Raw genomic sequence first — 18,839 nt, forward strand, 5'->3', positions numbered from 1 at the left:
GCCCTCACCGAATCGCGTCGGGAACCGACCCGGGCCTCGCCGGCCCGGGTCCGGGCCGGCCCGGGTCCCCACCAGTCCGGGCCCTGACCAGCGCCCGGGTCCGGGGCCGCCTGGGTCCTCACCAGCCCGGGTCCCCGCCAGCCCGGGCCCGCGCGCATGGACCCCCACCCACACGGACCCCCGTCGGCCCGGCACCCCGCCAACGCAGGCACCCCCCGACCCAGGCACCCGCCGGCCCCGGCGTCCGCCGCCCCGGCGGAGCACGTTCGCCGGGTTCCCCGCTCGCCGGGTCCGGGCCGGACCGTCGCCCCTTCGCGTGGCTCGCGGCGGGCGCTCGCGCCATGCTGGGAGCGTGATCACCGTGCTGCTGGTAGCCACCGACGAGGAAGCGGCCGTGCTGCGTGAGCGCATCCACCGCAACCCCCACTTCCGCGTCATCGCGCATACGCCGAGCCCCCGGCTCGCCCTGGCGCAGGCGTACGTCCTGCTGCCCGACGTCACCGTCCTCGACCCCAGCATGGACGGAGACAGCGACCCGGCCGCCCTGTTCACGGGGCTGCGCTCGCTGACGCCGCCCAGCGCCGTCGTCCTGCGCACGACGCCCGCCACCGCCGTCTTTCCCGAGCTGCGCACCGTCCTGGAGGAAGGCGCCGTCCACACCGCCGCCCGGGACGATCACGATGGCCTCATGGACGCGCTGCTCACCATCGGGCGCCGGCGCGAGAGCTGCGATCCCGACCGCTGACCCGCACCGGCCCGGGCACCCGCACTGGCACCGGCATCGGGCCGCCCGCGACCGGGCCGGCGGCGTCCGGCGTGCGGGCGCTGGGCCCGCGCGAGACAATGGACAGGTCTATGTGCCGAAAAGTTGGCATTCCTGGGCGTGAGTGAGGGTCCCGTGACGGCACCACCGAGCAACCCCGGCATTTCCGCGAAGCGGGCCATCGCCTCCAGCGAGGTGGCTCTCGGGGCGCCGTGCTGGGTGAGCCTGATGGCGCGGGACCTGAGTGCCGCGCTCGATTTCTACGGCACGGTCCTCGGCTGGCGCTTCCGCTCGGGCGTGCTGGGCGAGGAGTTCCGGATCGCGCTCGCGAACGGGGTGCCGGTGGCGGGGATCGGCGCGCTGGCGCCCGCACTCCAGGTCGCGGTCGCCTGGACGCCGTACTTCGCGGTGGAGGACGCCGATGTCACCGCGTCCCGGATCCGCGAGCGCGGCGGCACGGTGGCGGTGGGCCCGGTCGCACTGCACACCGGGCGCGGGGCGCTGGCGGCGGACCGGGACGGGGCGGTCTTCGGGCTGTGGCAGGGCCCGCTGGTGTCGCAGTGGGAGACGTGGCGCGACACCGCTCCGGCCTGGACGCGGTTGCAGACCAGGGACGCCTTCGACGCGGCGATCTTCTACGGGGAGGTCCTGGACTGGGCGCGCGAGGGCCCGGGCTGCTGCGATGTGCGCTACGAGCACGACGAGGTCGTCCTGCGCCACGGCGGGCACGTGGTGGCGCGGCTGACCTCGGGGGCGGTCGAGGCCGCGCCCGATCCGAGTCTGCGCCCGCACTGGCACACCCACTTCACCGTCGACGATCCGCTCCATCACGCGGTGAAGGCCCGCGCGCACGGCGCCACCGTCCTGGCCGAAGGCGTCTCACCGACCGGCCCCTGGGCCCGCCTGAGCGACCCCGACGGAGCCACCTTCACCCTCAGCACGCCGGGCTGACCGCCGCGCGGCGCCGTCCGCGCTCCGGTCGGGCACCTCAGGCCGCGCGGCTCACGACCAGCCAGCGCGAGGGCAGCTCGATGCGTCGGCCGTCCCCGGTGTACTCCGTGGTCAGGAGCGGGAGTTCGCCTTCGGCGAGCACCGTGAGGCCCGCCGTCGCGAGGAGTTCTGTGAGCGCGCGGTCGGAGACCTCGCCCGGCGCTATCCCGTGGGCGAAGACCGGCCGCAGTTTGGGCGGCGGGCCCGCGGGGCTCTGGGCGAGGCCCATCAGTACGGGCTTGGCGTCCTCGGCGAGTTCCACCACGAAGGCGCGGCCCGTGTCGCCGATCAGGGTGGCTATGGCGTCCGCCACGGGCCGACGGTCGCTCTGCTCGCACTGGTGCAGCACACCCCGTACGTACACGTTGGCGTCTCCGAGCCGGTCGCGCAGGGCCTGGACCGCCTTGGCGTCGGCGGCGTCCAGCTGCTCGAACTCCGCTTCGCCTGCCGGGTCCTGGCTGCGTGCCCGCTCGACGGCGGCGAGGGCGAGGTCCACGCCCGTCACCTTCGCGAAGTGGCCCGCGAGGTAGCGGGTCTGCGTGCCGTTGCCGCAGCCGAGGTCCACCATCGGCAGGTCGGGGCGGTCGATGCGCGGCGCGAAGTGGGCCAGGTGGCGGGCGGCGGTCAGCGCGGGTTCCGCGTCCCAGAAGACCGTGCCCGGCTCGTTGGGCGCCTCGCCCCAGAACCCGTCCCAGGCGTCCTTGTACTTACGCGTCACGCTCATGACCGACTCCCCGGGCAGCCTCACAGTGTCAAGATCGGTGTACCGCGTGGGGCGCACGCCGGGCAAGCCTCCGGCAGACACCTTCACCTGCCGTTCGAGCGGTCGTGATGGATACCGACCGCAGGCATCTACCGTGAAAGCAGGGCGAGTTGAGGCTTCGCCGTCTCCCTTCGCGTCACCTGCTTCCGCGTGCCGCACGGGGCAGCGCCACGTCGAACCAGACCGTCTTGCCATTGCCGGTGCGGCTGCTGCCCCAGGCGTGGGCGAGCTCGCTGACCACCCGCAGGCCCCGGCCCGCCTCGTCGTCGGGGCCGGCGCTGAGCAGCGACGGCAGGGTGTGGTCGTCGTCGGCCACCTCGCACAGGAGCGCTTCGGCGCGCACCAGACGCAGCTCGACCTGGCGGCCGTGCGCGTGCCGGATGCCGTTGGTGACGACCTCGCTGACCAGCAGCTCGACGGTTTCCGTGACGGCCGCCAGGCCCCACTGGACGAGCTGTTCGCGCACCAAGTGCCGGGCGCGGCCCACCTCTTGCTCCTCGGCGGCGAGCCGCCACTCGGCGACGTCCTCGCGGGCGATCCCGTTCAGGCGCGCCATGAGCAGGGCCACGTCGTCCTTGCGTCCGCCCCGGGTGTTGAGGGAGCGGATGATCGTGTCGCAGGCGTCGTCCATGGAGGCCGCCGGGTGGGCGGCGGACTCGCAGAGCGTGGCGAGGCCCACGCCTATGTCCTCGCCGCGCACTTCGACGAGACCGTCGGTGCACATCACCAGCCGGTCGCCGGGCTCGACCGCGATACGGGCCGTCTCGAACGGCACTCCGCCGACGCCGATGGGGGCGCCCGTGGGCAGGTCGATCAGTTCGCTGCGCCCGTCGGCCGACCGTACGATCACCGGCGGTACGTGGCCCGCGTTGGCCATCAACAGCTCGCCCTTGATCGGGTCGTACACGGCGTACAGACAGGTGGCGAGGTAGTGCTCGCCCAGGCGCTGTGCCAAGTTGTCCAGATTGCGCAGGAGTTGGTGGGGCGGCAGGTCGAGGGCGGCCATGGTCTGGACGGCCGTGCGCAACTGGCCCATCATGGCGGCCGAGTTGAGGCCGTGGCCCATGACGTCGCCGACCACGAGCGCGGTCCGTGAGCCGGGCAGCTTGACCGAGTCGAACCAGTCGCCGCCGACGCGGCCGAGCAGCGTGCCCGGCAGATAGCGGGTCGCGGTGTCGCAGCCCGCCATGCGCGGGGCGACCTGCGGGAGCATCGAGTCCTGAAGGGTCTCGGCGACGCTTTCCTGGTAGGTGTACATGCGGGCGTTGTCGAGTACGAGCCCGGCGCGGGCGGCAAGTTCGGCGCCGGTGACGCGGTCCATGTCGTTGAACTCGGCCCGTTCGGCGTGCCGCAGCAGGATCATGAAGCCGAGCACCACGTTGCGCGCCTTGAGCGGGACCACCAGCATGGAGCGGCCGTTGATGAGCGGCCGGATGTCACGCTTTTCGAACTGCGAGGCGATGGCGGTGCCCATCTGCTCGCTGATCCGGGGCACGAGGACGGGCTCGCCCGAGGTCATGCACTGGAAGAACGGGGTGTGCGCGGGGAACGGCATGGATTCGCCGACCGGTACGACGTCGTCCCAGCGGCCCGGTTCCTCGACGTGTTCCAGGGCGACGCGGTGCCACAGGGTGCGCTCGTCGGGCGGCCCGTCGGGGAAGCCCTCGCCCGCGATGACCTGCTCGCGCAGATAGGTGCCTGCGACATCGGTGAAGCGGGGGACGACGGCGGCGCTGACCTCCTGGATGGTGCGGGCGAGGTCCAGTGAGGAGCCGATGCGGCCGCTGACCTCGTTGAGGAATTCCAGCCGTTCGCGCACCGCAGCGTATTCGAGGTCGGCGGCGAATTCGGGTGAGCGGGGCTGGGCCCACGACACGGGCTCCAGGGGGTGGCGCCGGCGCGCGGAGCGGTGTTCGGCGCGCCGGGGCACCCCCCAGTCGGGTGTGACGGGAACCCGGTCGTGACGGCTGAACTCCAGGACGGGATAGCCCAGTTCGAGGACCTGGGACACGATCCGGGAGCTCTCGCCGACGCTCATGCTGGGCAGGATCTCCGGCAGCCGCCGGGCCAGCTCGTCGGCGCCCGGGAACTCGGTGTGCAGGGCGAAGCCGGGCGCTATCCGCTCGAAGGGGTTCGCCCCGTCGTCGGTGCCGTCAGGGCTCTCGGGGCTGTCGGGGTCATCGAGGCCGTGGGGGCCTTCGGAGTCCTCGCGCTCCTGGTGCAGCTGGGCCGCGTCGGCCGCCAGGACCAGGAGCCGTTCGGGCCCGGGGCCGACCAGCGGATAGGCCCACCACACCACGTCGGTGCGCTCACGGCCGGGCTCGCGCAGCGTGGCCCGGCCGGTGCTGGGGAAGGCGGTGCGGCCGGTCAGCGGCCCATCGAGGCCGGGGCCTGCCTCCTCGAACTCCTCATAGCCGTCGCAGTCGTGGTCGTAGTGGCGCTCCAGCGCTCCGGAGACCGGGAGCAGGTCGACGGCGGGCCGGCCCACCGCGTCCTCCTTGTCGGGACCGAAGAGCCTGCGCGCGCCGGAGGACCAGTGCGACACCAGGCCCTCGCCGTCCACGACGATCACGGCGAGCGGGATCCGGCCGGCCACGGCGGGCTGTCGCGCCGGCTCCGGCGCAGTACCACGGTCCATGGATGGGGGGCTCCTTCCCCGCCGCGGTGAACGGCGGCTGTCCACCACCGTACGGGTATCGGCGCACCGCGCGCGGGGCAACTCCACAATAGGCGTACGCCCCCGCGCACATGCCGGACGCATTGACCAAAGGTCAGTCAGCATGGTCCAGTTGAGGCCGGTCCCCGTGGCTCGGCCGAGGTCAGTCCTCGTGCCCCAGTTGGAGGTCGCGCTCGGTGCGGCCGCCGCCCGCGACCTGGAGGACGGTGGCCACCGGCGGATACCCGGCCGCGATGACCGTGTACTCGCCGGAGGACAGGTCGACGAATCTGAAGGTGCCGTCGGGGCCGGTGGTGAGGGTGTCCACGACGTTGCCCGCGGCGTCGAGCAGGGTGACCCGGGCGTCCTCGACGGGGCGCCCGCCGCCCGCGCGGACCGTGCCGCGCAGCACCGCGCCGCCGGCCAGCTCGATGTCCTGGCGGGTCTCGCGCGAGGCCTGCACGCTGACCGGGAGCGCGGCGGGCCGGAAGGCGGGGGCGCTGGCGGCCAGGGTGTACTCCCCCGCCACCAGCTCCGTGATCACATAGCCCCCCTCGCGCCCGCTGCGGGTGGCGGCCACCACCTCGCCGCGTACGTCGGTGAGGGTGACGGCGGCGTCCCGCACGGGCGTGCCGTCGGCGGTGACGACGGCGCCGGCGAGGCGGCCCGCGCCGCCGAGCACCACGTCGAGGTCGACGGGGCGTTCCCCGACGGTCACGGCGACGGCCTGCGGCTGGTGACCGCCGGCGGCGGCGATCAGGACGTAGGACCCGGCGCCCGGCACGCTCAGCGCGTACCGTCCGTCCGCGCCGCTCGCGCCGCGCCCGACCTGTTGGCCGCGTACGTCGACGAGGGTGAGGGCGGCGCGCGGCACGGTGGAGCCGTCGTGGTGCTGGACGGTGCCGGTCACCGGAACACCGCTCGCGTAACCGGAGTTGGGGGCGGTACGGGCGTGCGGCAGGGGCGCGGTGTCGGCGGTGGTGGCCGGGGGAAGCGTCTCGGCGATGGGGGCGTTCTGGGACACCAGCGGTTTCTCCTTGAGGAAGAAGGCGAGGACGAAGCCGAGCACGAGCACCGGCACGAGGTAGAGGAAGATCCGCGGCATGGCGTCGGCGTAGGCCCGGATGTAGCCGTCACGCAGCGCGGGGGGCATGGCGCGCACCAGCTGCGGGGTGATCGACTCGGGGTCGGGAAGGCGCGCCGAGGCCGGCAGCCGCTCGGCGAGCGCGTGGGCGAGGCGGTTGGTGAACAGAGTGCCGAAGACGGCGGCGCCGACGCTGCCGCCGATCTGCCGGAAGTAGTTGTTGGCGCTGGTGGCGGTGCCGAGGTCGGCGGGGTCTGCGGCGTTCTGCACGGCGACGATGAGGACCGGCATGACCAGGCCGATGCCCGCGCCGAGCACGGCCATCCAGATGCTGTAGTCGAGCCGGGGGGTGTCGGTGCCGAGCCGGGAGAGCAGCCACATGCCGACGGCGGAGACGGCTCCCCCGATGATCGGGTAGGGCTTGTAGCGCCCGGTGCGGCTGATGAGCTGGCCCGCGACGACGGAGGCGATGACGATGCCGCCCATCATGGGCAGCACGAGCAGTCCTGACGCGGTGGCGCTGACCCCGTCGACCATTTGCAGGAACGTCGGCAGATAGCTGGCGGCGCCGAAGAGGGCGACGCCGATGACGGCGCCGACGAGGCCGGAGACGGTGAAGACGGGGTCGCGGAAGAGCCGCAGGGGGATGACGGGTTCGGCCGCGTGGTTCTCGACGACCAGGAACAGCAGGGTCGTTCCGGCGGCGCCGGCGGCGAGCCCCAGGATGGTGCGCGAACCCCAGGCGTACTCGGTCCCGCCCCAACTGGTCAGCAGGACCAGGCAGGTGGAGGCGGCGGCGAGCAGCAGCATGCCGAGCAGGTCGAGGCGGGGGCGCACGGCGGGCCTCGGCAGTCGGAGCACGGCGGTGACGACGGCGAGGGTGACCAGGCCGAAGGGCACGTTGATGTAGAAGCACCAGCGCCAGGAGGTGTGGTCGGTGAAGAACCCGCCGAGCAGGGGGCCCGCGACCGAGGCCAGCCCGAAGACGGCGCCGATCAGGCCCATGAAGCGGCCGCGGTCGCGGGGCGGCACGATGTCCGCGATGATGGCCTGCACGCCGATCATGAGACCGCCGCCGCCGACGCCTTGCAGGGCACGGAAGACGATGAGCTGGTCCATCGTGCGCGACCAGCCCGCCAGCGCGGAGCCGATGACGAAGACGACGATCGCGAACTGGAAGACGGGTTTACGGCCGAAGAGGTCGCCGAGCTTGCCGTAGATGGGCAGCCCGATGGTGGAGGCGAGCAGATAGGCGGTGACGGCCCAGGAGACCTTGTCCAGGCCGTGCAGATCGCCGACGATCTTCGGCAGCGCGGTCGCGACGATCATCTGGTCGAGCGCCGCGAGCAGCAGGGTGAGCATCAGGCCCAGGAAGACCATCCGCACCCGGCGGGGGTCCAACTGCGCCTGGGGCGCGGCGCGTTCCTCCCCGGAAGGCACCGCCGCCACCGCCGCCACCGCCGGGGCCGCGGCGGGCCCGGTGGCCCGCCCGTCCTTCACCAGAGTGATCCCGCCCACGAAACTCTCCCCTCGTCACGCCCTGCGCCGACCATTTCTCGCATTACGCGACAACCGGGGCAAGCGGAGTGAGGGAGGGCGCCGGGCGTGCGCCGGGCGCTTATGCGCTGGCGGGAGCCCCTACGGCGCACAACCGTGGCGGGCGGGAAGTCCACCCGAACCGGTGACCGCGCGGGGGGATCGCCGGGGGCCACCCCGGGCTACTTCTCGGTCTTGGCGGCGAGGTTGGCGAGCATCGCGTCGTAGATGCGGCCAAGCCCCTTGGGCGCGAAGGTCCTTTCGAAGAACCCGCCGATGCCCGAAGCGCCGTTCCACACGGTGGAGACGACGGCCTTGGAGCGGCCCTCGCCGGCCGGCGTGACCGTCCAGGTGGTGACCATGGAGGAGTTGCGGTCCTTCTCGACGAGCTGCCCGTCGGTCGGCTCGGTCACCTCCAGGAGGCAGTCGCGCACCCGCTTGCTGGTGGCCTGGAGCTTCCAGTGGACCAGGGTGCCCGCGCCGTCGCCGCCCTCGCGGACCTCGTACTCGCTGAAGTGCTCCGTCAGGAGCGCCGGGCGGCCGGCCCGGTAGTCGGCGAGCATGTCGAACACGGTCTCCGGGTCCGCCGCGATGATCCGTTCCGTCGTGGCTTCGACCTGTGCCATGGCGCTTCCTCCAGCAGTGGTTTTCCGGGTTCTCCGGGGATTTCGGGTGGGCCAAGCCAACCACCTCGCGCTCGGCCGTCACAATCCGGGTTGCGATCAAGAAGGGAACATGTGTTCTATTCAGGGGTAGGAGTGACCGACCAGGCCCGTGCGACCCGAGGAGGCGTTCATGCGCTGGGAAAATCTCGCCGATGACGACGCCCCGGCGGCCCGGGCGGGTACGGCCGCGCTGTTCGCCGCCGACGCGGTGACGACCCGCACGTTCGACACCCCCGAGTTCCGGGGGATCACCTTCCACGAGATCCGGGCGCGCTCGATCGTCAACCGGGTGCCAGGGGCATCGCGCATGCCGTTCGAGTGGACCGTCAACCCGTACCGGGGCTGCTCGCACGCGTGCGTGTACTGCTTCGCCCGCAAGACGCACAGCTATCTGGACCTGGACACCGGCCTCGGTTTCGACTCCCAGATCGTGGTGAAGGTCAACGCGCCGGAGCTGCTGCGCTCCCACCTCTCCTCGCGCCGCTGGCAGGGGGCGCACATCGCGATGGGCACCAATGTCGACTGCTACCAGCGCGCCGAGGGCCGCTACCGCCTGATGCCGGGCATCATCGCGGCCCTGCGCGATCACGCGAACCCGTTCTCCATCCTCACCAAGGGCACGCTCATCCTGCGGGACCTGGAGCTCCTGAAGCAGGCCGCCGCCGTGACGGAGGTCGGCGCCTCGGTGTCCGTCGGCTTCCTCGACCAGGAGCTGTGGCGCACCGTCGAGCCGGGCACGCCCGCGCCTGAGCGCCGCCTCGACGTCGTACGGACGCTGACCGAGCACGGCGTCGGGTGCTCGGTCCTGATGGCCCCCGTGATCCCCTTCCTCGGCGACCACCCCGACCAGCTGCGGGCCACGGTCCGCGCGATCGCCGCGTCGGGCGCCACCTCGGTGACCCCGCTGACGCTCCATCTGCGGCCCGGTGCCCGCGAGTGGTTCATGGCCTGGCTCGGGCAGCACCATCCGCATCTGGTGCGCCGCTACGAGCGGCTGTACGCGGAAGGGGCGTACGCGCCGAAGTGGTACCAGCGCCGGATCACCGGCCAAGTGCACGAGCTGGCCACCGAGTTCGGCATCGGACCCGCCCATCGCGGAGCGGCCCGGCGCATCCCGGCCGCCGCGCCGAGCGAGCCGGAGCCGACCCAACTCACCCTGCTCTGAACCGCCCCCGAGGGCGCGCTGTCAGTGGCGTGCGCGAGGATGGGCGCATGACCTCATTGACCCATGTCCCCGCCCCCGAAGGCCTCGCGCCCAGCCCCGCCTACAGCCATGTGGTCTGGGGGACGGGACGGTTCGTCGCGATATCGGGGCAGTGCGCCCTGGACGAGGAGGGCGACGTGGTCGGCGCGGGCGACGCCCGGGCCCAGGCCGAGCGGGTCTTCGAGAACCTGCGCCGTGCCCTGGCCGCGGCGGGCGCCACGTTCGACGACGTGGTGAAGCTGACCTACTTCGTCACGGACATGGCCCACATGCCGGCGGTCCGCGCGGCGCGCGAGGCCGCCATGGGCCACGAGCGGCTGCCCGCCAGCTCGGCCGTCCAGGTCGGCGCCCTGGTCCGGCCCGAACTGCTCGTGGAGATCGAGGCGTTCGCGGTGACCGCGCCCGCCTAGGGGGTGTCTTCGAAGTGGCGTCGTCCGGGGCCCCGCTCGCCTCACCGGCCGGCTTCGATGCGGCGCAGGGCCCACGCCGCCTGGCGGGCGAGGCGGGGGTGGGCCAGGGCCTCGGTCAGGATCTCCACGGCCCGCCGGTCACCGAGCTCGCCCAGGCCCTCGATGCAGGCCACAGCCACCCGGCCGTAGGGGCTGTGCGGCGAGAGCAGCGGCCGCAGGGTCTTGATCAGAGCCGGTACGGACTCGGGGGCGCGCAGCGCGGTGAGCAGCCGCACCGGATGCAGGGCATAGGCCGTGCGCAGTTCGTTGGTGGCCAGCGCCGCCGCCGCGCGCGCCGTGCGGGGGTCGCCCAGGCGCGCGAGGGCGTGGGCGGCGCTCACGCACCGCTCGGGGTCGCGGTGGTTGAGCAGCAGGACCAGCGCCTCGAAGGCCCGCCGGTCCCCCGCGACCCCCAGCCGGAAGGCTGCCAATTCCCGTGCCCAGAGCGGTCGTTCACGCTCGGTGAGCACGGCGGCGAGCTCGTCGGGATCGACGGTGCCGAGCAGCCGTTCGTACGCCGCCGACCCGCCGCTCTCGCCGCGCACCCGGTCCACAAGGGACCGGAACTCCTCGTCCATGTCCAAAAGCCTAGTGGCGTACGGCCGTTGGGGACCCAAGGATGATCGGATCCCGGCACACACCGGGACATGCCACGGGCAAGGACCCCACGCGAGGAGCAGCCCCATGGAGGCCATCGGCAGTCCGGCGCTGGGCGATGGGCCCGCGCGTCCCTGGTTACCGGGCCGCCGGGCCGAGTTCGCGGCGCTCGCCGCGCGGATCCGCTCGGTGGGGCCCGCTCCCTCGCGCACCTCGCCCGGCGGGGGCGCGCTCGTCATTCAGGGGGCGCCCGGCAGCGGCAAGTCGACCCTGCTGCGCGCGGCACGCGGGTTCGCCGCCGACGCGGGCCTGCTGGTTCTGGCCACATCGGGCACGCCGTGCCCCGCCGCCCCTCCCTACGCCGCGCTGCGTGAGCTGCTGCGCCCGCTGATGGGTGCGGCGGGCGCGCTGCCCGCGGCTCAGCGCACCGCGCTGCTCACCGCGTTCGGCGAGCCGGCGGGGCCCGTGCCGGGACCCCACCTCGTGGCGCTCGCCGCGCTGCACCTGTTGGGCGAGTGCGCCGTGGGCCGGCCGGTGTTCGCCGCCGTCGACGATCTCACCTGGCTCGACGAGCCCAGCTTCGAGGCGTTCGCCTTTCTCGCCCGGCGCGTGGGTGACGACTCCGTCCTGCTGTGCGCGACGGCCAGGAGCGGCCCGGGCGAGCGGCCGCCCCCGGCCGGTTCTGAGCGCCTTGACCTCACAGCGCTCGGCCCGGCGGCGGCCCGCGAAATCCTCGCGGTCACGGCCACCGGCCTCACGCCCGCCCAGCGTCGGCGCGTGCTCGCGGCGGCCGGGGGAAACCTCCTCGCTTTGGCCGAACTGCCCAGCTTCCATCGCGGAGTTGAGGACGGCGACCAGCAGCGGTGGGACTCCCCGACACCCCTGCCGGAGCGTCTTGAGCAGGTGTTCGCCGCGCGCCTGGAGGGGCTTTCGCCGCCCGCGCGGGACGTGGTGCTGGTGGCGGCCGTCGCGGGCACCGGGCGGGTCCTGGAGATCCTGGCCGCCGCCTCCGCGCTCGGCGGTGGCGTCCCGGTGTCCGCCGGTGATCTGGGCCGCGCGGTGGACGCCGGTCTGCTGTGCGTCGAGGAGGATCGGGTCCGCCTCCGTCACACGGCGGCGCGCGCGGGCACGTTCCGCGCCGAGCCCCGGTCGCGGCGGCGGGCGGCGCACGCGGCGCTCGCCGGTGTCTTCGCCGATCCCTATCGCGCGAGGTGGCACCGCGCGCTGGCGGTGGAGGGGTTCGACGACGCCGTGGCCGACGAGCTCGCGGCCGCCCACCGCATCCCGCTCGACCGGGGCTCCGCCGCCCTCGCGGTCCGCACGCTTGAGCAGGCCGCACGGCTCACATCGTCCCCGGCGCGCCGCGACCGCCGACTGCTCCTGGCCGCCGACCACAGCGCCCGGGCCTCCCGCCCCGACCTCGTACACCGCCTGCTCTCCGCCCTGACCGCGACCACCCTGGACGAGCGCGAGTGCGCCTGGGCGGCGTGGCTGGGGGAACGGGCGCGGGTGCACGGGGAAGGCGACGCCGCTACGCCCCCGCGCCGGTGCGGCCGGACCGGGCCCGGCCCGGAGAGGGACGACCGGGCCAGGACCGCGCGTCCCCCGGGGCTCACGCCGGACGGCACGCGAGACGACGACACCGTTCTGCGCTTGTGCGCAATGGCCGAACTCGTCGCGCGCGTCCGGGACGTCCCGCTGGCGGACGGGGACCTCTCCACGGCGGACCAGAACTTGTCGTTGGCGGACGGGGACCTCTCGACGGCGGACCAGGACTTGTCGTTGGCGTTGGATCTGCTGCTCGCCGCCGCGCTGCGCTGCCGGCACGCGGAGGCCGGCGCGCCGGTGCGAGAACACCTCGTCGCCCTCGCCACGCCCCTGCGGGGACCGGCGTGCGAACCCCGGCTGACCGCCACGCTCGCGCTGGCCCAACCAGTGCGTCAAGCAGCGTACGTACTGGGTCAGTTGGGAGACGACCGATCCGCCTTGACCAAGAACGTCACCGATGCCGAGGGGCTGTGTCTGCTCGGCTCGGCCGCCCACGCGGTGGGTGATCCGGTGGCGGCGGGCGACTTCCTCGACCGCGCGGAGAGCGGGCTGCGCGCGCAGGGGCGTCTGGACCTGCTGCCGCCGGTGCTCGCCACGCAGGTACGGGTCCGGCTCGACGTGGGCGACTGGCACCGGGCCGCCGAGGCCGCCGACGAGGTGAGCCGGATCGCGGTCGAGACGGGGCAGCCGGCGGATACGGCGGCCGCGCTGGTGGACGACGCCCTGGCCTCGGCCCTGCGCGGTGACGACCGGGCGGCCCTGCGTCTGGCGGGTCGCGCCGAGGGCGCCTGCTCGGGCCGGGACGCGGGCCTGGCGGTGCGGGTGGGCCTGGCCCGTGGCATCGCCGCGTGCGTGGCCGGGCGCCACGGCGATGCGTACGAGGTGCTGCGCGGCCTGTTCCCCAAGGACGACGGCTCCGAGGACGCGGGCCCCGAGGGCCAGGGCCTCAATCGCGATCGCGATCGCGGCCTGCGCGCCGGGCACGTCGGCCCGGATTCCGAGAGCCCAGGGCCGGACGGCGGCGCGGCGTGCCTGGAGAGCGTGGGCGCGGTCGGCTTCCTCGCCGACGCGGCCGTACGCGCGGCGCGACGCGACGACGCGGCGCGGGTGCTCGCCTCCCTCGCGCGGCGCACCGCCCGGTCCCCGGCGCCGCTGGTGCGCGTCCACCTGCGGTACGCGGCGGCGGTCCTGGCCGACGACGTCGAGGCGGAGACCCTGTTCCGGCGGGCGCTCGGCGAGAATCTGGCCCGCTGGCCCTGGCCACGGGCCCGCGCCGAGCTCGCGTACGGCGGCTGGCTCGCCCGCCGGCACCGTAGCGCCGAGGCGCGTCCGCTGCTGCGCTCCGCACGGGTCGCCTTCGACCGGATCGGGGCGCGGCCCTGGTCTGCGGCTGCCTGCGAGGAGTTGGCGCTCGCGGGCGGGCGGACGGCGACGCCGGACAGGGGTGCGGCCAGCCGTCCCCACCTCGCGGCGGCGCGGGCACTGTCTCCCCTCGAAGCGCACATCGCGCGTCTCGCCGGGCAGGGTCTGACCGACCGCGAGGTGGGTGCGGAGCTCTTCCTGTCGCCGCGCGCGGTGGCCGCGCACGTGGACCGCGTCCTGACGAAGCTGGCGCTCGCCTCACGCGACGAGCTCGCCACGGCCCCGGCCGCGCCGCTCGGCTGACACCCGCGCGCACCGACTCCGAGAGCCCGGGCCCACCGCCCTCCCAACTCCCGTCCACCCGCCCCGCCGCACACACCACCCCCAGCCGCAACCCCCGGCCCGCACGCGACCCACGTCACAACGACTCAACGCGGCGGAGGTCTGGCGCGCTCGTTACTCGCCGGTTAATCTCAGGTGAGCGGGTAACCCCCGCGACTCCGGTGGCCTGGTGACGCAGCCACCGCGAGTGATCGTCGGTTCGGCAGTTCTGTACGACGCGCCCCGGGACAGGGCCGTCGGCCCCCTTCGCACTACGACGCACCACGGCTCAGCACGACGCTCCCCGGCTCAACTCCCGCACGCCGTGCGCCCGTTGGCGTATTTGAGCGCCCTTCTGCCGCTGGTCGCGTGCGCCCTCTCTCAGTCGTCACTCATCCCTGGAGTCCCGTGATGGACATCCCCCTGAACACTGTCGCCGTGGTCGGCCTCGGCACGATGGGCACCGGCATCGCCGAGGTCCTGGCCCGCGCCGGGCGCGAGGTCATCGGCATCGACATCAGCGAGCACGCCGCCCGCCAGGCCGTGTCCTGCCTCGAGGCCTCCACGGCCCGCGCGGTGTCCCGCGAGCGGATCACCCCGCAGGAGCGTGGCGACATCCTCGCCCGGTTCCGTACGTTCACCGATCTCCAGGCCGCGGCCGAGGCCGATCTCGTCATCGAGGTCGTGCCGGAGTCCTACGAGCTCAAGCACCAGGTCTTCCAGGCGCTCGACTCCATCGTCGCGCCCACCACCATCTTGGCGACCGGCACCAACGCGCTCTCCGTGACCCGGCTCGCCGCCGACTCCGCGCACCCCGAGCGCGTGCTCGGCCTGCACTTCTTCAACCCGGCGCCCGCCATGAAGCTGGTCGAGATCGTCTCCTCCGTGCTCACCGCTCCGCCGGCCGTGGACGCGGTCACCGCGCTCGCCCTTGATCTCGGCAAGGAGCCGGTCGCGGTCGGCGACCGGCCGGGGTTCGTCGCGGACGGCCTGCTCTTCGGCTACCTCAACCAGGCCGCCGCGATGTACGAGTCCAAGTACGCCTCGCGCGAGGACATCGACGCCGCGATGAAGCTGGGCTGCGGGCTTCCGATGGGCCCGCTCGAACTGCTCGACCTGATCGGCATCGACACCGCCCGCACCGTCCTCGAGGCGATGTACTCCGCATCGCACGACCGTCTGCACGCCCCGGCGCCCATCCTCGGCCAGCTCGCCGAGGCCGGCCTGACCGGCCGCAAGAAGGGGCGCGGCTTCTACACGTACGAGGGCGAGGGCAGTTCGGTCGTGGTGGCCGACGCACAGACGCCGCGCGCCATCGCGGGCGCGGGCGGAAGCCGCGAGATCCGTTCGGTCGGCGTGGCCGGTTCGGGCACGATGGCGTCCGGCATCGCGGAAGTCTTCGCCAAGGCCGGCTACCAGGTGGTGCTCGCCGCGCGCAGCCTGGAGAAGGCCGAAGGGGCCAAGTCCCGGATCGCCAAGTCACTTTCGCGCTCCGTCGACAAGGGCCGCATGAGCGCCGGGGCACGTGAGGAGACCCTGAACCGGATCTCGGCTGCGGGCGCGCTGGAATCCTTCGCCGACGTGGATCTCGCGGTGGAGGCGGTCGCGGAGGACCTGGCCGTCAAGCAGCAGCTCTTCGCGACGCTGGACAAGATCTGCAAGCCGGGCGCGGTCCTTGCCACGACCACCTCCTCGCTGCCCGTCGTCGCCTGCGCCCGTGCCACCTCGCGCCCGCAGGACGTCATCGGGATGCACTTCTTCAACCCCGCCCCGGCGATGAAACTGGTCGAGGTGGTCCGCACCGTGCTCACCTCCGACGAGGTGCACGCCACCGTCCGCGAGGTCACCGCGAAGATCCGCAAGCACCCGGTGGACTGCGGCGACCGCGCCGGGTTCATCGTCAACGCGCTGCTCTTCCCGTACCTCAACAACGCCGTCAAGATGGTCCAGGAGCACTACGCGACCCTGGATGACATCGACGCCGCGATGAAGCTGGGCGGCGGCTACCCGATGGGCCCGTTCGAACTGCTGGACGTGGTGGGCCTCGATGTCTCGCTCGCCATCGAGAAGGTGCTGCACGCCGAGTTCCGCGACCCGGGCCTGGCCCCGGCGCCGCTGCTCGAACACCTCGTGGCGGCCGGGTGCCTCGGCCGCAAGACGGGCCGCGGATTCCGCGAGTATGCCCGGCGCTGAGCCGGACACGGGGTGGGGCGGGCTGTTGCGGCCTCCTGACAGCTCGCCCCCGTGGGCGCGGCCTGCCGCGCCCATGCAGTACGTTCGGTCCATGCCCCAGCCAGTCAGGTCCTCCCGTACGAACGCCGTGCCCGACGCCCCGGAGAGCGCCGCGGGCAGCCGGGCCGCCGCCCAGCGGCTCAAAATGCGCCGGGAGCTCGCGGCCGCGGCCATGGACCTGTTCTCCGCGAAGGGGTACGAGGCCACCACCGTCGACGAGATCGCGGCGCGGGCCGGCGTCGCCCGGCGGACCTTCTTCCGCCACTTCCGCTCCAAGGAAGAGGCGATCTTCCCCGACCACGACGACACCCTGGTTCGGGCGGAGGCGGTCCTGAACGCCGCGCCCCCGCACGAGCATCCGCTCGACACGGTGTGCCGGGGCATCAAGGAGGTCATGAAGATGTACGCGGGCTCGCCCGCGGTGTCGGTGGCCCGCTACAAGCTGACCCGCGAGGTGCCGACGCTGCGCGAGGCGGAGATCGCCTCGGTCGCCCGCTACGAGCGCCTTTTCACCCGCTATCTGCTCGGGCACTTCGACGAGCACGACCACCAGCCGGGCAACGACGACCCGCTGCTCGCGGAGGTCGCCGCCTCGGCCGTGGTCACCGCGCACAACCACGTGCTGCGCCGCTGGCTGCGGGCCGGGGGCCAGGGCGATGTGGAGGCCCAGCTCGACCACGCCTTCGCCATCGTGCGCGAGACGTTCGGATCCGGCATAGGAGCGGGCCGCACGGCCAGGCCGAAGCCCGCCGCCACCGTGTCGGCCGGCGACGAGGTGCTGGTCGCGGTCGCCCGCACGGACGCCCCGCTCGAAGAGATCATGCAGAGCATCAAGCAGGCGCTCAGGACGAGGTGACGCTCGCGACGACGCGCGCGGCACGCAGTGCCACTGGTGGCCGCATCCCTCCGACAGGGATGCGGCCACCCGTATGTCCGGTCCCGCTCAGCGATGTCCGGCCCCGCTCCGCGCCTGCGGCCGGGCGACCCCGCTGACCTGCAACGATCGATCATCGCTCATCTGCGCGGGGCGCTCGGCAATTGAGAGAAAGTCTTGGCACGCGGTGTCTTGCGGCTTGGCACGGGGTGCCATACGTTGATGTTGTCCGGGCGGTCGGCGCACGGAACATCCTCGTACGCCGGCCGTGTCCCGCATCCGCCGTCCCGGCGAATGACCCGGACGCCTGCGTCACAGGCACCCCTCCCGCGCCCACCAGGCGCTGCCGCACTCGCACCACACCGCCGAACCGACGGCACACCTCCACAGCACCAACCCCCGAAGACCCTCAACGCCCCCCGTCGGGCGCTTCGCCGGAGGCAACACCGTGAAGGAAATCCTGGACGCGATCCAGTCGCCGGAGTCCACCTCCGCCGACTTCGCCGCTCTGCCGCTCCCCGACTCCTACCGCGCGATCACCGTGCACAAGGACGAGACGGAGATGTTCGCCGGGCTCAGCACCCGCGACAAGGACCCCCGCAAGTCGATCCACCTGGACGAGGTGGCGATCCCCGAACTCGGCCCGGGCGAGGCCCTGGTGGCCGTCATGGCCTCCTCGGTCAACTACAACTCGGTCTGGACCTCGATCTTCGAGCCGGTGTCCACGTTCAGCTTCCTGGAGCGCTACGGCAGGCTCAGCGAGCTCACCAAGCGCCATGACCTGCCGTACCACATCATCGGCTCCGACCTCGCGGGCGTCGTGCTGCGCACCGGCCCCGGCGTCAACGCCTGGAACCCCGGCGACCAGGTCGTCGCGCACTGCCTGTCGGTGGAGCTGGAGAGCTCCGACGGCCACAACGACACGATGCTCGACCCCGAGCAGCGCATCTGGGGCTTCGAGACCAACTTCGGCGGCCTCGCCGAGATCGCGCTGGTCAAGTCCAACCAGCTGATGCCCAAGCCCAAGCACCTCAGCTGGGAGGAGGCGGCGGCGCCCGGTCTGGTCAACTCGACCGCGTACCGCCAGCTCGTCTCCCGCAACGGCGCCGGCATGAAGCAGGGCGACAACGTCCTGATCTGGGGCGCGAGCGGCGGACTCGGCTCCTACGCCACGCAGTTCGCGCTCGCCGGCGGCGCCAACCCCATCTGTGTCGTCTCCAGCCCCGAGAAGGCCGACATCTGCCGCGCCATGGGCGCCGAGGCGGTCATCGACCGCAACGCCGAGGGCTACAAGTTCTGGAAGGACGAGCGGACCCAGGACCCCAAGGAGTGGAAGCGCTTCGGCAAGCGCATCCGCGAGTTCACCGGCGGCGAGGACATCGACATCGTCTTCGAGCACCCGGGCCGCGAGACCTTCGGCGCGAGCGTCTACGTCACGCGCAAGGGCGGCACCATCACCACCTGCGCCTCCACCTCGGGCTACATGCACGAGTACGACAACCGCTACCTGTGGATGTCCCTCAAGCGCATCATCGGCTCGCACTTCGCCAACTACCGCGAGGCGTGGGAGGCCAACCGCCTCATCGCCAAGGGCAAGATCCACCCGACGCTCTCCAAGGTGTACTCCCTGGAGGACACCGGGCAGGCGGCCTACGACGTGCACCGCAACCTGCACCAGGGCAAGGTCGGCGTGCTCGCGCTCGCGCCCCGCGAGGGCCTTGGCGTCAGCGACCCCGAGCTGCGCGAGAAGCACCTCGACGCCATCAACCGCTTCCGCAACATCTGAGACCGGGAG

At 73.1% G+C, this 18,839-nt stretch carries 13 protein-coding genes; 8 read left to right on the forward strand and 5 right to left on the reverse strand.

Annotated elements, in window-relative coordinates:
* The first annotated feature begins 352 nt into the window (after positions 1-352).
* Together ACFYM2_RS06620 and ACFYM2_RS06625 are read left to right on the forward strand one after the other, a co-directional pair.
* Positions 353-745 (forward strand): hypothetical protein, encoded by a 393-nt coding sequence (locus tag ACFYM2_RS06620; RefSeq protein WP_358993805.1) that lies wholly within the window; start codon positions 353-355, stop codon positions 743-745.
* Between the two features lie 153 nt (positions 746-898).
* Positions 899-1,714 carry a VOC family protein gene (locus tag ACFYM2_RS06625; RefSeq protein WP_388462092.1) on the forward strand — a complete coding sequence of 272 codons (816 nt, stop codon included), beginning with the start codon at positions 899-901 and terminating at the stop codon, positions 1,712-1,714.
* Positions 1,715-1,751: 37 nt separating this feature from the next.
* On the opposite strand, the gene ACFYM2_RS06630 is transcribed toward ACFYM2_RS06625, so the two are convergent.
* From ACFYM2_RS06630 to ACFYM2_RS06645, 4 genes are all read right to left on the reverse strand, one after another.
* Positions 1,752-2,477: a class I SAM-dependent methyltransferase gene (locus ACFYM2_RS06630; RefSeq protein WP_358993808.1), complete on the reverse strand. Its 726-nt coding sequence runs from the start codon at positions 2,475-2,477 to the stop codon at positions 1,752-1,754.
* Between the two features lie 175 nt (positions 2,478-2,652).
* Complete coding sequence (locus tag ACFYM2_RS06635; protein ID WP_388833929.1) at positions 2,653-5,154, reverse strand: SpoIIE family protein phosphatase; 2,502 nt, start codon at positions 5,152-5,154, stop codon at positions 2,653-2,655.
* Positions 5,155-5,335: 181 nt separating this feature from the next.
* Positions 5,336-7,774 (reverse strand): MFS transporter, encoded by a 2,439-nt coding sequence (locus ACFYM2_RS06640; RefSeq protein ID WP_388833931.1) that lies wholly within the window; start codon positions 7,772-7,774, stop codon positions 5,336-5,338.
* 200 nt (positions 7,775-7,974) lie between these two features.
* Entirely contained in the window at positions 7,975-8,418 is a 444-nt protein-coding gene (locus ACFYM2_RS06645) for an SRPBCC family protein (RefSeq protein ID WP_388833934.1), read from the reverse strand.
* Between the two features lie 169 nt (positions 8,419-8,587).
* Between ACFYM2_RS06645 and ACFYM2_RS06650 the strand changes: the two genes are divergently transcribed.
* Together ACFYM2_RS06650 and ACFYM2_RS06655 are read left to right on the forward strand one after the other, a co-directional pair.
* Positions 8,588-9,622, forward strand: a complete 1,035-nt coding sequence (locus tag ACFYM2_RS06650) for an Rv2578c family radical SAM protein (protein ID WP_358993815.1) — start codon at positions 8,588-8,590, stop codon at positions 9,620-9,622.
* A 47-nt stretch (positions 9,623-9,669) separates the two neighbouring features.
* Positions 9,670-10,071 carry a RidA family protein gene (locus ACFYM2_RS06655; RefSeq protein ID WP_350233503.1) on the forward strand — a complete coding sequence of 134 codons (402 nt, stop codon included), beginning with the start codon at positions 9,670-9,672 and terminating at the stop codon, positions 10,069-10,071.
* A 41-nt stretch (positions 10,072-10,112) separates the two neighbouring features.
* Here the strand turns inward: ACFYM2_RS06655 and ACFYM2_RS06660 are convergent, their stop codons facing one another.
* Positions 10,113-10,688 carry an adenylosuccinate lyase gene (locus ACFYM2_RS06660; RefSeq protein ID WP_388833937.1) on the reverse strand — a complete coding sequence of 192 codons (576 nt, stop codon included), beginning with the start codon at positions 10,686-10,688 and terminating at the stop codon, positions 10,113-10,115.
* 106 nt (positions 10,689-10,794) lie between these two features.
* Between ACFYM2_RS06660 and ACFYM2_RS06665 the strand changes: the two genes are divergently transcribed.
* The 4 genes from ACFYM2_RS06665 (at position 10,795) to ccrA (ending at position 18,830) form a co-directional block, all read left to right on the forward strand.
* Complete coding sequence (locus ACFYM2_RS06665) at positions 10,795-13,920, forward strand: AAA family ATPase (protein WP_388833940.1); 3,126 nt, start codon at positions 10,795-10,797, stop codon at positions 13,918-13,920.
* 429 nt (positions 13,921-14,349) lie between these two features.
* Positions 14,350-16,131 (forward strand): 3-hydroxybutyryl-CoA dehydrogenase, encoded by a 1,782-nt coding sequence (locus ACFYM2_RS06670; protein ID WP_358993824.1) that lies wholly within the window; start codon positions 14,350-14,352, stop codon positions 16,129-16,131.
* A gap of 73 nt (positions 16,132-16,204) precedes the next feature.
* Entirely contained in the window at positions 16,205-17,026 is an 822-nt protein-coding gene (locus ACFYM2_RS06675) for a TetR family transcriptional regulator (RefSeq protein WP_350233499.1), read from the forward strand.
* A 466-nt stretch (positions 17,027-17,492) separates the two neighbouring features.
* On the forward strand, positions 17,493-18,830 hold the full coding sequence (ccrA, locus tag ACFYM2_RS06680; protein ID WP_358993827.1) for a crotonyl-CoA carboxylase/reductase: 1,338 nt from the start codon (positions 17,493-17,495) through the stop codon (positions 18,828-18,830).
* Positions 18,831-18,839 lie beyond the last annotated feature (9 nt).

Origin of the sequence: Streptomyces sp. NPDC006711 (assembly GCF_042869775.1) — a bacterium.
Lineage (GTDB): Bacteria > Actinomycetota > Actinomycetes > Streptomycetales > Streptomycetaceae > Streptomyces.

What these genes read in the sequence shown, in the direction of transcription:
- ACFYM2_RS06665 (WP_388833940.1), top strand. Translation starts at nt 10,795, where the DNA reads ATGGAGGCCATCGGCAGTCCGGCGCTGGGCGATGGGCCCGCGCGTCCC.
- ACFYM2_RS06650 (WP_358993815.1), top strand. Translation starts at nt 8,588, where the DNA reads ATGCGCTGGGAAAATCTCGCCGATGACGACGCCCCGGCGGCCCGGGCG.
- ACFYM2_RS06645 (WP_388833934.1), bottom strand. Translation starts at nt 8,418, where the DNA reads ATGGCACAGGTCGAAGCCACGACGGAACGGATCATCGCGGCGGACCCG.
- ACFYM2_RS06655 (WP_350233503.1), top strand. Translation starts at nt 9,670, where the DNA reads ATGACCTCATTGACCCATGTCCCCGCCCCCGAAGGCCTCGCGCCCAGC.
- ACFYM2_RS06660 (WP_388833937.1), bottom strand. Translation starts at nt 10,688, where the DNA reads ATGGACGAGGAGTTCCGGTCCCTTGTGGACCGGGTGCGCGGCGAGAGC.
- ACFYM2_RS06635 (WP_388833929.1), bottom strand. Translation starts at nt 5,154, where the DNA reads ATGGACCGTGGTACTGCGCCGGAGCCGGCGCGACAGCCCGCCGTGGCC.
- ACFYM2_RS06675 (WP_350233499.1), top strand. Translation starts at nt 16,205, where the DNA reads ATGCAGTACGTTCGGTCCATGCCCCAGCCAGTCAGGTCCTCCCGTACG.
- ACFYM2_RS06670 (WP_358993824.1), top strand. Translation starts at nt 14,350, where the DNA reads ATGGACATCCCCCTGAACACTGTCGCCGTGGTCGGCCTCGGCACGATG.
- ACFYM2_RS06630 (WP_358993808.1), bottom strand. Translation starts at nt 2,477, where the DNA reads ATGAGCGTGACGCGTAAGTACAAGGACGCCTGGGACGGGTTCTGGGGC.